8 protein-coding genes are annotated in these 14,101 nt (G+C 59.6%); 1 reads left to right on the top strand and 7 read right to left on the bottom strand.

All coding sequences use genetic code 11. From position 1 onward, the window contains the following. Positions 1 to 14 precede the first annotated feature (14 nt). A complete protein-coding gene (locus LAP85_02330; protein MBZ5495213.1) occupies positions 15 to 407 on the top strand; it encodes a hypothetical protein in 393 nt (130 codons plus the stop codon). Here the strand turns inward: LAP85_02330 and LAP85_02335 are convergent. The 7 genes from LAP85_02335 to LAP85_02365 form a co-directional block, all read right to left on the bottom strand. Continuing rightward, positions 404 to 3,508 (bottom strand): hypothetical protein, encoded by a 3,105-nt coding sequence (locus LAP85_02335; GenBank protein ID MBZ5495214.1) that lies wholly within the window; start codon positions 3,506 to 3,508, stop codon positions 404 to 406. The two genes, LAP85_02330 and LAP85_02335, sit on opposite strands and share 4 nt — an antisense overlap. 50 nt (positions 3,509 to 3,558) lie before the next feature. Further along, positions 3,559 to 7,233 carry a methionine synthase gene (gene metH, locus LAP85_02340; GenBank protein ID MBZ5495215.1) on the bottom strand — a complete coding sequence of 1,225 codons (3,675 nt, stop codon included), beginning with the start codon at positions 7,231 to 7,233 and terminating at the stop codon, positions 3,559 to 3,561. Between the two features lie 175 nt (positions 7,234 to 7,408). Continuing rightward, entirely contained in the window at positions 7,409 to 7,765 is a 357-nt protein-coding gene (locus LAP85_02345) for a DUF971 domain-containing protein (GenBank protein MBZ5495216.1), read from the bottom strand. A gap of 292 nt (positions 7,766 to 8,057) precedes the next feature. Beyond that, on the bottom strand, positions 8,058 to 9,641 hold the full coding sequence (locus LAP85_02350; protein MBZ5495217.1) for a glycosyltransferase family 39 protein: 1,584 nt from the start codon (positions 9,639 to 9,641) through the stop codon (positions 8,058 to 8,060). A gap of 166 nt (positions 9,642 to 9,807) precedes the next feature. Then, positions 9,808 to 10,563, bottom strand: a complete 756-nt coding sequence (locus tag LAP85_02355) for a LytTR family DNA-binding domain-containing protein (protein MBZ5495218.1) — start codon at positions 10,561 to 10,563, stop codon at positions 9,808 to 9,810. Beyond that, complete coding sequence (locus LAP85_02360; GenBank protein MBZ5495219.1) at positions 10,560 to 11,681, bottom strand: histidine kinase; 1,122 nt, start codon at positions 11,679 to 11,681, stop codon at positions 10,560 to 10,562. Before LAP85_02360 ends, LAP85_02355 begins: the two co-directional genes overlap by 4 nt. Positions 11,682 to 12,129: 448 nt before the next feature. Continuing rightward, the gene (locus LAP85_02365) at positions 12,130 to 13,704 is read right to left on the bottom strand and encodes a PQQ-like beta-propeller repeat protein (GenBank protein MBZ5495220.1); all 1,575 of its coding nucleotides are present in this window, start codon (positions 13,702 to 13,704) and stop codon (positions 12,130 to 12,132) included. Positions 13,705 to 14,101: the final 397 nt, after the last annotated feature.

The raw sequence follows: 14,101 nt of genomic DNA on the forward strand, positions 1-14,101 counted from the left end.
CAAAAGGAGAACTTATGCCTTCATCGAGCATCGGTGTTTGCTTTGTCATCGGAATGAAAGGACCTGCCGGCCATGAGGTTCTGGGTGTAACCGAGTGGCCAAGAAAGATCACGGCGCACCCAAAAGACAAAATATTCTGGGCAATCCTCAACACCACCGACAGTACAGTTAATGTGAGCTTGAGCAAGTTTGTAAAACTCGGCCAGAGGATACGGGTGATCGATCCCCTGGACTTCCACCCTGACCCTCCAGGCAGGTCAGCCCATGTTCGTGCAGGAGCACCTGGTGTGATCAAGGCCGTCGTAAAGAAAAGTGCGGGTTATGGACTCTACGCCTACACGATCCTGATCGATGGACGAGCCGCGCTGGATCCCGAATTGGAAATTGAAAGGCCTTCAGCCCTCTAGCGGCTCAGCCGCAGCAATTGAAATGGCTCGAACAGCCCGTAACCGACGGAGGCGTACTGCCGGCCCGGCGGCGGGCCTGTATTGGGAGCTTTCTGGAAGTTGGCCGGCCACGCTGCTCCCAACGCCGGATTGCCGTGGTGTGGACCCAGTGTGTTCTTCAGCGTTCCCACGACGACAATCTCGATGGTGTTCACCCCGGCTCGCAGCAGTTTCGTGATCTCGCACTCCCAGGGCGGCGAGACCATGAATCCTGCCATTTTCCCGTTGACGGTCACCCGGGCGACGCTGCCATACCATTTCGGCAGCGAGACGCGGTATTGCCCGGACGGGTTATCCAGCCGGAACTTCTGTGCATACGCCACGCCGGCCGAGTAGAAGGGGTATCCCTGCGCATCCCACGCACCGAGACGGAGATCGGATGCCGGCAGGATCGTAAATCCGCGCTCCGCCGGATCCAGGCCAAAATCACCTAGAATATATGCCGCCTCCACCTCGTGGAAAACGGTGAAGGGAGAAGCCTTCAACACCAGCGTGTTTTCGCCGACGTGTGCCGCCTTGGAGATGTCGATTTTCCCGAAGGACTTGTCGAGCCACCAGGCGCCCGTGATCGCATGCACCGGCCTCTCATTGCACTCGATCGTGTATAAATCGGGGCGCTCCACCACAGCAAACAGGGTGGCGGGCACCTGTTCGCGGATGATGAAGCGATACGTCGCCTGGAAACCGCTCGCCGGCGGGAACTTCTTCGTGATCAACTCGTCGCGGAACTGAACCGCACTATCCCACGGATTGCGGGCCATGCCGTTCTGCTTGAAGGCGAACTGGGAAGCCTGGTAGAAGTAGGCATCCTCGAGGCTCTCCGCTCCGGCCCTGACGTCCAGATAGTCGAGGACAAGAACGTTCGGGGCAATCCGGCGGGCCTCCATAGCGCTTGTGGCTGGAACCACTGCCCGCTTCTCAGCCTGGGCAGGAGCGGGAGTGCGCTTTTCGTTGGACAGAAAGAGAAGCAGTGATCCTGAAGGCGGAAGCTGGAATCCGGCCTTGATTGCGTTCTGCCCGCCCTCGAACGGATAGCTTTCAATTTTGCCTGTCTCGGGAACCCAGCGCTCGACTCCTCGGGCCGCGGACTCGACCGTTCCCTCTGCCGGATGATCGATACTCGTGTTCACGAGAAAGAGCACCTCACCGTCGGTGATTTTGCGCCGGTGATGCAGCAAGATCCCCTGATCATCCGGGCTCCGCCGTATGACGAAGCCATCCTGCACTTGAGCCAGGAGCAGTGCCGGCAGCGCGTCGGCCGCCACCCGCTTCCAGCCGCTCATTCCCGCAAGGACCTTTCCCCGATCGGACTCCTGTCCATCCACCCTCAGCGGCGCGGGAGAACAACTCAGTAGGGTGCCTCCGCCTTTGAGGAATCCTTCGAGCAGGTCCAGGGTTCTGGCGTTGAGGTTGACGGTGAGCGGCGGCAGGACAACAGTCGCATAGCCGCGTTGCCCGACCTGCAACAAGTTGCCGGTTACGGAACCGTTTCCAGCCAGAATCGCCTCGTCCCCGATGTCGTATTCGACCTGCTCCTTGGCTAGTGCGACGACCACATTCTGGAAGGTCTCGCCGAGTTTTTCCAACTCCGGAGGATTTTTGCCCGCCGTGTTGTACATCCATGCGGTGGTGGTCGGCTCGATGACCAGGACGGGATTGATCTGCCGCCCCTTGGTAAGGGCGAGCGTGAGCCGCGCGAAGTATTCGGCAGATACGTGGTATGCATCCCACCAGGGCTCGTGATAGGAAAACGACTGCGGATGGTCGCGCTTGCGCGCGCCGCGGAGCGAGACGTAGGACAGGTGCTGATCCAGTGTGTTTATGCCCAGCACATAGAGCCAGTCGCCGATCCGTTTCATGTCCTCAAAACGCAGGTCCCAGCCGCCGGCGCCGTAGGCCTCGCAGAGAGTCCTGGAGCGGCCGAGCTGGTTGGCTATGCTGGCGATTTCCTTTACGGAGCGGATGTTCCCGAACTGGGCGTGTGTGTCCTCCTGATACTGGTTCATCAGAATGTCGATGCCGGGCCGCTGCTGCCAGGCGCTCATTGCCATGTTGTCCGGCACGCCCGAGCAGTTGGGCCATTCGTGTTCCCAGTAATGGCCGGTAAACTCGATCCCGTTCTTGGCGCAATACTCGTAGTAGGGTTTGCCCCAACGCTCGACAAACAATTCCGACAGCAGCTGAAAATAGTTGTGGCGGACACGCTGCCAGTCTCCCACGGGATCCCTCAGCGCCGGCAGGTGATCGGTCAAGCGGTATCCCCAGCGCTTCTCGAATAGCTGCGGCAGTTCCTCCGTCCACGCAATCCCTCCTGCGGGCCGTAACTGAGGCTCATCGGTAAAGACGCCCGGCACGCGTTTGCCGAACTGTTCGCCGACTTCGCGCCTGTACGCATCCATGGTGATGGAGAGAAACTTCTGTGTAACGCCCGGGTAGAGAAGATCGACATACCACTTCCCTCCGTACCACGGTCCCGGCTCGGAACGCACCACGAAGATCTCCAGATAACGAGCCTCCGGGAGCTGCTGCCCGGCCCGTATCTTCGCTGAAACGTCGTCATAATTCCTGTCGGTCAAGCTGAACACCGCTAGAGTGTTCGCCTGCCATTGTGGAGCGTTTTTGCTCTCGCGCATTCTGATGCCGCGACCGCGCGATTCCGGCATAGTCTCGGGAACAAAGCCGCCGGCAAAGCCGGATGGGTAGGAGTTTTCGTCATAAATCCAAAGATTCATGTCCAGCCGTTCGGCTTCCTTCAGAGCTGCCTTCCACAGCCGGAACCAATCGGGCGACAGGTAAGGCGTCATCAAACCGGGACGCGGATGCACGATCGCCTGTTTGACCTTCTGTGCGGCCAGGTCCCGCAAGGTGCCGATGACTTGATCCTCGCTGAGAAGGTCGTTCCAGACCCAGAGCGGAGCGGAACTATATTCGCGCGGAGGATCGGCAAAAAGGGATTTGATTTGCCCGGAGCTATCCGCAGCACCCGGGGGAACGACGGCCCGGGAACCTATGACGGCAAATGCGAGAAGCACCAACAAGGGTAAGAGGCATTTCTGGAGCATGGGGGCTCTCCTGTCATTAGCGCCTACCCTACTACTTCGCACACTCCAGCTCAATAGGCGAGATTCGGTGCCAGCCAGCGCTCGATCGTCTGACGATCCATCCCTTTCCGAACCGCGTAGTCGGCAACCTGGTCAGGGCCGATCTTGCCCACCGCGAAGTACTTTGCCTCCGGGTGGGCGAAGTAGAACCCGCTGACGGAGCTGGCGGGAATCATGGCGAAGCTCTCCGTGAGCAGGACGCCGATGCTTTCCTCAGCTTTCAGCAAGTTGAACAGCGCGCGCTTCTCTGTGTGATCGGGGCAGGCAGGATAGCCCGGAGCCGGACGAATGCCCCGATATCGTTCGCGGATCAGGTCCTCGAGAGCGAGATTTTCCTCGAGCCCATATTCCCACTGATCGCGCGCCCTCTTGTGCAGGAGTTCGGCAAAGGCTTCGGCCAACCGGTCCGCGAGTGCTTTGGTCATGATCGAGCGGTAGTCATCGTGCTCATGGTCAAACCGGCGGCATAGTTCGTCCACGCCAAAGCCGGCCGTGAGCGCAAAGGCGCCGAGGTAATCGCGTACACCCAGGTTTTTCGGAGCGATAAAATCGGCCAACGCATAGCTGGGCAGGCCTTCCGGCTTATCCGTTTGCTGGCGCAGCGTGTGGAAAACTGCCAGCGCCCGCTCCCGCGATTCGTCGCCGTAAACCTCGATGTCATCTCCGACGCTGTTTGCCGGGAAAAAACCATAAACCGCACGTGCGGCAAGCAGGCGCTGCTCGATGATCTCGTCGAGCAGTTTGCGCGCATCGCGCCACAGTTCGCTTGCCTTCTCACCGAGCCCGGGATCATCCAGGATTTCCGGGTAGCGCCCCCGCAACTCCCAGGCATGAAAGAAAGGAGACCAGTCGACGAATTTCATGATCTGGTCCAGCGGGAAGTCGTCCAGAGTGCGGACGCCCGTGAAAGACGGGACGGCAATCGGGCAGCTTCCCCAATCAATGCGCGGCTTGCGCTCCCGTGCCTGATCGATGGCCAGCAGTGCCCTCTGCGGCTTCCGCACACTGTGTGCGGCACGGGTCGCATCCTGCTCCGTCCGGAGCTGCGCGATAAACGCGCTCCTTGTCGCGGTGCGCATCAGGCTGCCTGCCACACCGGCGGCGCGTGAGGCATCGGGCACATGTATGACGGGCCCGGAGTAAGCAGGCGCGATTTTGACCGCCGTGTGGACGCGGCTGGTGGTGGCGCCGCCGATGAGCAGAGGGAGCTTCATTCCTTCCCGTTCCAACTCGCGGGCCACAGCCACCATCTCTTCGAGCGAGGGTGTGATGAGGCCGCTCAGGCCGATCATGTCGGCTCTCAGCGTGCGTGCCGCGTCGAGGATCTTCTCGCGGGAGACCATGACACCGAGGTCAACAACTTCATAGTTGTTGCATCCCAGGACCACCCCCACGATATTCTTGCCGATGTCGTGGACATCTCCCTTGACGGTTGCCATGACGATTTTCCCCTGCGCTTCGACACCGCCGGTCGCCAACTTCTCTGCCTCGAGGAAAGGAAGCAGTTCTGCCACCGCTTTTTTCATGACACGCGCACTCTTGACGACCTGGGGAAGGAACATTTTCCCCGACCCGAACAAGTCGCCGACTACGTTCATGCCGGACATCAGCGGGCCCTCGATTACTCCCAGCGGGCTGCCATACCTGACGCGCGCCTCTTCCACGTCGGCCTCAATATAATCCGTGATGCCCTGCACCAGGGAGTGAGCCAGGCGCTCTTCCACACTCCCCAGGCGCCAGGCCTTTTCTCCCTCCTTCGTCTTCTGCTCCTGGCTGAAGGATTCCGCATGGCGCGTGAGGCGCTCCGTGGCATCCGGGCGCCGGTTCAGAAGCACGTCCTCGATCAAGTCGAGCAGATCCTTCGGGATCTCCTCGTATACCGCCAGTTGGCCGGCATTGACGATTCCCATGTCCAGCCCAGCCCCGATTGCATGGTAGAGAAATGCGGCATGCATGGCTTCGCGAACAGTATTGTTACCGCGAAAGGCGAAGGAAACGTTGCTCACTCCGCCGCTGACTTTGCAGAGCGGGAAAAGATGCTTCAATCGAGACGTGGCCTCCAGGAAGCTCAGCGCGTAGTCATTGTGTTCCTCGATCCCGGTACCCACCGTCAGGATATTGGGATCGAAAATGATGTCCTGGGGCGGGATTCCTACTTCATCTCTCAGGATGCGATAGGCGCGCGCGCAGATGGCCACCCTGCGCCCGGTGGTAACGGCCTGGCCCTGTTCGTCAAATGCCATTACGATCAGGGCCGCGCCGTAACGCTTGAGCAGGCGGGCACGCTGCCTGAACTCCTCCTCCCCTTCCTTGAGGCTGATGGAATTGACGACCCCCTTGCCCTGAAGGCATTTCAGGCCCGCCTCAATCACCGACCACTTCGAACTGTCGATCATGACGGGAACACGGGCAATGTCCGGCTCCGAGGCAACCAGACTGAGGAATCGCGCCATCGCCATTTCCGAGTCGAGCATGGCTTCATCCATGTTGACATCGATGATTTGGGCTCCACCCTCAACCTGCTGCCGCGCCACCGCCAGCGCTTCCTCGTACGCGTCGTTGAGAATCAGCTGCGCAAATTTCGGCGACCCGGCGACGTTGGTCCGTTCCCCTACGTTGACGAAATTGGTGTCCGGCCGGAACGTCAGGGCCTCCAAGCCGCTCAAGCGTGTGTACGGCTCAGGGACCCCGGGGATGCGGGGTTTGCATGAGCGCACAGTCTCGGCGATGGCACGGATGTGGTCCGGCGTCGTCCCGCAGCAGCCGCCGACAATGTTGAGCCATCCGTTATCTGCATACCGGCCCAGAATGCGTGCCATTTCCTCGGGTGTCTGGTCGTACCCGCCGAATGCGTTGGGCAGGCCGGCGTTGGGATGGCAGCTCAGATAGACCGGGACCAGACCCGAGAGATCTTCGAGGTGGGTGCGCAGTTCCGCCGCCCCCAGAGCGCAATTGATCCCGACACTCAGAAGCCCGGCGTGGGAGACCGAGCTCCAGAAAGCCTCGGGCGTTTGTCCCGATAGCGTGCGTCCGCTCGCATCCGTGATCGTCATCGAGACCATCACAGGAATGCGCCGCTGCAGTTCCTCGCAATACCGATCAATGGCAAAAAGCGCAGCTTTGGCATTCAGGGTGTCGAAGGCGGTCTCTACGAGGAGAACATCCACACCACCCTCCACCAGGCCGCGCACCTGGATCTCGTAAGCAGCGACGAGCTGATCGAAGGTGACGGCGCGAAAGCCGGGATTGTTGACATCCGGAGAAATGGAGGCAGTCTTGTTCGTCGGGCCGATCGCACCTGCCACAAAGAGGGAGCGAGAGGGCTCGGCGGCCCGGGCCTCGTTCACGGCAGAACGGGCAATCCGGGCAGCAGCAAGGTTGATGTCGTACGCGAGTTTTTCGAGGTGGTAGTCGGCCAGTGATATGGGGTTGGCATTGAAGCTGTTGGTTTCGATGATATCGGCGCCGGCCGACAGGTACTCGGCGTGTATGGCTCTCACTACCTGGGGTTGCGTCAGGTTCAGCAGGTCGTGATTACCGCGCAGATCGCTGGCATGGCCGGCAAAGCGCACACCGCGATACGCAGCCTCATCCAGGTGCAGTCGCTGGATCATCGTGCCCATGGCGCCGTCCAGAACCAGGATGCGCTCCCGCAGCAACTGCTCCATCGATGTCGCCTTGCCCATATCGCTGCTCACCTGGCTGGGTCTGACAGCCGTGGGTCACTTGGCGCGGCATTGCTGCAACCAGACAATGCGCGCAGCTACCAGGAACACGGTGCGGCATAGCCGCATCCAAGAAATCTCAACCCAGAGTGCGCTGAGATCGCGGAGAAATATCGGCAGGGCGCCTCCGAAAAGATCACGCGTTGAAGGACCCCGGTTTCCCGACCTCCGGCGGCGGTTCCTTGAGTCCCTCCGGCAGGCATTGAGAACAGGGACAGATCCTGCGCAAGAAATCAAAGGTGTAGATTCCGGTGCTATGACCGTCGCTCCATGTGAAGCTGAGAGCGTAGTTCCCCACGGGACCAACTTCGACCCGCTCGAGGTTTGATGGAATGCTCCCCTGGAGGATCATGCGCCGACCGGTAAACTCCTCAACACACGACGCGCAGGGGCAGTTCTCGCGCAGATACCATGAGGGGTATGAGCTGAAGTGCCCGTCATTCCACATGATGTCGGTTTGAAATGCAGTCACCCGCCTCACACGCGCTGGCATCAGGTATGGCAAGGCCGATATCTCCCTTCCGGCAAAAACATATTTATACCACAGCCTGATAGTCACTACAGGGCACCGGCAGCGTCGGTGCCGGTACCGCGATCGGGATCGGAATCGGCATCGTTATCGCAGTCGCAATCGCAATCGGAACTATTAGCCGGCAAAAGCCGATGGCGATAGCGATTGCGATCCCGATACCGACCTTCGCCAAACAGAGATGAACGAGTTTTTCATGCACATGGGGGACGGTTCCGAACATGAACGGGATGAGATGGTGATTGCGGCCGGAGAGTCAGTTGTAGTTTTTGATGCGCGGCCAGATCTCCTGGAGCGTGGTTCCTCCTTTGGGCTTTCGGCAGAGAAGAATCTGGAATTGCTCCTGTCGCATGGCATACGGGCGCCCCACCTTGGCAACCTCCTCGACGCTGTCGAACCACTGACTCGCTCCTTTCCTGGTGTCGCCGAGCACGATCATGATCTCGCCCGTATAATCACGCGGCCCCCACAGCCAGTAAGTCAGATGAGTCCCGATTGACCTGGGCAGGCCATACTCCGGTCCATAGAAATCGACGGCTCCACACTGCCCGAAGTCGTTGCCGATGATCGCCGTCTTGGATCTTTCCTCGGGAGGCAAAGCGTAATACACCTTTGCGACGGCTTGGATCATCTCATGCCAGCCAAAGCGATCCGCGAAAAACTGAGGCATGGCATTGGTGCCCCGATTTTCAATCTTGGCCTGCGTGATGCCGAGTGCGTTTGTGTAGCGGAGGTAGGTTTCCGGCGGCAGGATAGGTAAATACGCCGGTGCGATGAGGGCTCCCGAGAACGCCAGCAGCGCCACATACGCGGGCCGTACCCAGGTGAGGTGCGGGCGCGCCAGCCATTCCTCTATCACCACGGCACCTCCCGCGAGGAGCATCGGATAAACCGGCATGAGGTAATAGACCTTCGCCTGGAGTATCAGCAGGGTGGCCAGGGCGATCGGGTAAGCCCAGCCCAGCGCCCGATACGGTCTGGCGGGGCGACGTGCCAGAAAGCTGTAAAGCCCCACCAGCCAGATAGGGCAACTCGCCGGATGCATCATCTCGGCCTGCATCAAGAGGAACTGCAGGGGCGTGAACACGACATCACGGCCGTTGCGCTTAATATTGGCAAGCAGTTCCAGGTGCGGGAAGTGGTGGCGGATCATCCAGACCAGATTGGGCAGAAAAATCACCAGGGCGATCCCGCCCGCAATAAAAAACCAGCGGTTCCACATCAGCCTGCGTTCCGGCGTCAGCAGCAGCCCGAGGCCCACCGCGAACCCAAACATCAGCATGGTATTTTTGTTCAGCATGCCCACGCCCGCGAGCAACCCGAACCAGAGCCAGAGCTTGGTGTTCCCGCTTTGGATGATCCGAACAATCACGAGGGCGCATCCCATCCAGATCAGCGGCTCGATTGAGTTCATCGACAGGTAGCTGTCGAAGCCGAGGTAGACGGGTGCCACCAGAACGGCGAGGGCGGCCAGACCCTGCGCAAAACGCTTGCCGCCGAATGCCCTCACGAGGGCACCTGTAAGGATCACGAGACCCGCCCCCGCGAGCGACGGGAACAGGCGGATCGAGTACATGGAGTCGCCGAAGAGGGCCCGGGTAAGCCACGCCTGCAGAGCTGTCAGCGGCGGCAAATCTACATAACCCCACGCGAGGTGCTGGCCACAAGCCAGAAAGTAGAGCTCGTCGATAAAAGGGCCGTAGACCTTTGCGCTCGCCATGTGCACGACGAACTTGGCGGCGGCCAGGAGGCCGACGACAGCACTGCCACTGAGAAAGATCGCGCGAACTTTTGCGGATACGGATGGAGTATCTGCATTAACGGTCGGGGCGATGTTCATAGTCGACTCCTTTATGACATCTGATGGATCCGATCCTACCCGCTCGATCCCGATCGGCGGACGGTTATGTGACAAGCGGGAGATTTTGCGGGAGAAGCGGGACAGCGCAGCCCCGCCACGCCTGCAGCTCACACGGCATCGTTGCCTGACCGCGTGGGCCGGGCTGTCAATATCTCGCCCGTTGCAGGAGGTTGTGCTGGTAGCGGCGGCTGAGCCGCAGACGGATGCCGTCCTTGAGAATCACGATGTAGTCGCCGTGGGACCAGGAGTGCATTTCCTTGATGCTGTCGATATTCACCATCTCAGAGCGGTGAATGCGGGCAAACTTCTGCGGGTCCAGGCGACCTTCCAGATGGTTCAGCGTATCACGGATAAGGTGGTCGCCGTTTGTAGTGTGGATCTTGACATAGTTTTCCTGCCCCGACAGGTGGCTGATGTCCTTCACGCTCACAAAGAACAGCCGTTCTTTGTCTTTCACGACGATGCGCTGCAGAAAGGGGTCGGCAGGCCTGACGCTCGCCATCAAGCGCTCGATGCCGCTCTTGTTCGTTGCCCGGTCGTCAATGCGCTTCGCGGCGCGGTCGAACGCCCTCTTGATTCGGTCTTCATCGAATGGTTTCAGCAGGTAGTCCACCGCTTCCACTTCGAAAGCGCGCAAGGCGAACTCGTCGTAGGCCGTGACGAAGATGACCGCCGGCATGGCTTCAGCCCCGACCGCATCAATCACTTCGAAGCCGCTCATGCCGGGCATCTGGATGTCCAGGAACACGAGGTCCGGGCAGAGGGTCCGGATGGCGTCCACTGCTTCGAGACCATTCTGCGCCTCGGCGACAATCTCGAGGCCTTCTTCCCCCTGCAGGTGCGCGCGTACCTTGTTGCGCGCCGGTCTTTCGTCATCCACTATGAGAATCCGGATCTTCATATGGCTGCAGCCGTCTCCCTGGCGGATATGCGGGCGGGTACTTCGATCGTTATCCGGAGGCCTCCGGCCGGGACATTGGCGATCTCGAACCGGTGATCCCTTCCATAGAGCTGCTCCAGGCGTTGACGCGTGTTCGAAAGGCCCACGCCGCCATTCATGGCACTCTCGGCATCCGCGGCAATTCCGGGGCCGTTGTCCTGTACCTCGAGTTTCAGAAAATCTCCCTGCCGTGCGGATGTGATGCTGATGCTGCCCGGTTTGGCGAAGTCGGCCATGCAGTGCTTGATGAAGTTTTCCGCGAGCGGCTGCAGGAGAAGAGACGGAACCAGGTAACTTCGTGTGCCCTGCTCCACTTCGAGTCTGACGAGCAGCCGTTCCTGGAATCGGGCCTTCATGATCGCCAGATAGGAATCCAGAAATTCCAGCTCTGTGTCCAGCGTGACCTCCTGCCGGTCGGCATGGCTCAACGTCAGACGCAGGAGGTCGCTCAGGGAAGCGATCATCCGGTCGGCAGTGCGCGCATCCTGGTAGATATAGGACGAGATCATGTTGAGAGTATTAAAGAGAAAATGCGGATTAAGCTGCATTTTGAGGGCATTCAGCCGTGCTTCTGCAAGCTGTTTCTCCAGTTGCGATGCCTGCACCTCCCGTTCCCGGTTTTTTCTCAAAGATCCCAACAGGGTGACGACGGCGTACAGAAACCAGTACATGATGAACTGTTTCTGATATTCCATCAGGAACCTGATGCTGATCCTCCCGTAGTCATAAGCCCCCCAACCCAGGATTGGAAAAAGCAGCGACCGGCTCCCCCACATCAGCAGTGTGTGACTGGCGCCGAAGACGACGGTCACCGCAACATGCAGGGGCAGCCGCCGGCGCCAATTGAAGCGCTCGATCGGATATCGATGCATGAACCAGAGGAGGGCGGGCAAAAGGATCAGGACCGTATAAAACCCGGTCATCTCCTGGGCAAAGATGCGCGCATAGTTCGGCTTGACCCGATCAGCCAGCTCCGTCGTAGTATAAGCGCTGAAGCTGTACAGGGCGAGGAAGGTGCCCGCCAGAAATATGCCAAGCCACTTCATGACCCTGCGACCGCGCTTTGATTCAAGCATCATCTCTTGCCTCAAAACCTGCAGAAACAGGATGTTTTGGAAAATTTTCTGCGCGTCTGGAGAAAGCGATCAGGCCGGACATGATCTTCCTGGTTCCAGCGTGTCTTCTCGAACTCCGAACCATAGCCGAAGTATATTACAGTTTCCCGGCACACCGGCGAAGGCAGCGAGAAAATCAGCGCTCATATACTGATATTACATGGTGTACTCGATCACACCTCTCAGAAAGAGATGTGTGACAGGCGGGATTTTGAGCAGGCTCAGCGGGACGCAGACCACCCCAAACAGGTGGACGCCGCCGTCAAAACTGTGCACGCCGGGAAGCACGGCAACGGATTTGCGCGCAGGGGCGACCGCCGCCCTTCCCTTCTGATGAGACTGCTCGCGGATATTTTTGTGAAATAAATATCCTGATGCTGCCAGGTGACTGACCCGAAGACGGGATTCCCGGTCATTTGACGGATGGCTGAAGCGCTCTGGGTTCTGATTTGGCGATCCGGAAGCAGGCCATCTCGGTGCTGTTGCGTACGATCAGCCGCCCGTCCGCAATCGCCGGGACATTCCACGTTTTCCCCTCGACCGCCGGAAAGCGCGCAATTTCCTGATATCGTTCCGGGCTGGCCTTCACGAGCGCGACGACGCCGTTCTCACTGCTGATGATCAAATGGCCGGAAACGAGCAGCAGCTGTCCGTAGCCGTAGCGCCCGCCCTTCCATTTGAGCTCGCCGCTCGCCGGATCGAGGCACGCGAGGATCGCCTCGTCGAGGCCGTAGATATATCCTTCGTACAGAACTGAGCTGCCGAACTTGTTTTTCATGCGGTTGTTCTGCCAGACTGTGCGCGCCCCGTAACCGTCATCCCTGCGGAAGACCTCGACCAGAGCGGCGCCGTGGTCATATCCGGCGGAGATGAAAAAACAATCGTCCGTTAGTGCGATCGGCTGCGCCACGTTGATGCCCTCGTGGGTGACCCAGGGATATTCCCAGAGAAGCGAGCCGTTCTCGACAGTCAAGCCCATGGCCCGATTCGCGCTTACGACCAGGATCTGCCGACGGCCGGCGAGGGTGATCAGTTGCGGGGAGGTGTAGGCTTGACGGTCGTCGAGCGCTTTCCAGATCGGATCCCCCGTCAGCCTGTTATAGGCGACAACCGATTTGCCATGCGGGCCGCCGGCCAGGACGATCACCTTATCGTCTACGATGAGGGGCGAGGCGGCCATCCCCCAAGGGATGTTCTCAGCCTGGTTGTCTGTGAGTATGTTGCGTGACCATATGCGACTGCCGGATCGGGCGTCAAGGCAGCGAAACTCGCCGGTGGCGCCGAGGGCGTAGAGGCGCCCTTCATGCCAGGTGGGTGTTGCGCGCGGTCCGTCACCGCCCATGGTCTCCCGGAATTCGGCGTCCCAGCCGTGGATCCACTGCTCCCGCCCGGAATCGATGGCATACGCGGCGACAACTTCCTTTTGCCGGCGCTGCTCGATGGTGAAAATCAATCCATCCGCCACTACCACTGAGGCGTACCCACCGCCGACAGGACGCTTCCAGAGGAGCGGAAGCTTGCCTGAGGGCCAGTCGGTGAGCATTCCGCCTCCGGCATAGATCCCGTTGCGTCCCGGGCCACGAAACTCCGGCCAGTAGAAGCGATCAACCGCAGGCGGTGATCGCAGCTCCGCGCCCGTTGCAGCGGTTGCAGAGACCCAGGGAGTCGTTTCCGGCAACGGAGCCTGCAATTGGCTCGCATCGATGGAGAGCTCCTCCTTGCGGCGCTTTTCAATCTCCGCGCTGTGGCTTTCGCGATTCCTGAGGGTAAAGATCGGATGAGTCAAGCTCCCGTCCATCTCCATTCTAAGGCCCCAGAAAAGAAAGAGGTGGACCACTGCAAACGCAAATGCAGCCAGTGATCCCAGCAATTTCGCCGCCAAGCGGCTGTCGCGCCTCATCCATAACAGGATCAGCCCCAGCGGTGGGAGCAGGAGGACCAAAGTCCAGATGACGACGAGGTTCCGATACCAGGCAGTGTTCGGCATGAATGAGATCTCCGAGATTTTGCAGCCGCCAGTATACAACAGGGCGGGAATTGGCGGCAGCGGCGCCTGCGCGATCTCCCGAGTCCCGAATGCGCGGGCTCCAGGCCCTATTTGGGCTCAAGGAGATTCCCCCAGCGCCCAAGCAGAGATGACTGCGCCTGCATTGGGTAGGCAGAGTACCCAATCACAAAAGGAATCCCCACAGACAGGACATGAGCGATCCTGACCATGACTTTTTTCTCCTACGGGTTTGATGCAGTCCTGAAACAGCTTGCTCCGCAATTCTGTGATTACTCTATCGCAGGAGCATCTGGTTGACAATCTACCCGAGAAGTCGTAGAGTAGGCATTCTACCAATGTATCCACGCCGCCGGGAAAGACGGGTGGCCGTCAGGTC

This window comes from Terriglobia bacterium (assembly GCA_020072565.1).
Lineage (GTDB): Bacteria > Acidobacteriota > UBA6911 > UBA6911 > UBA6911 > JAFNAG01.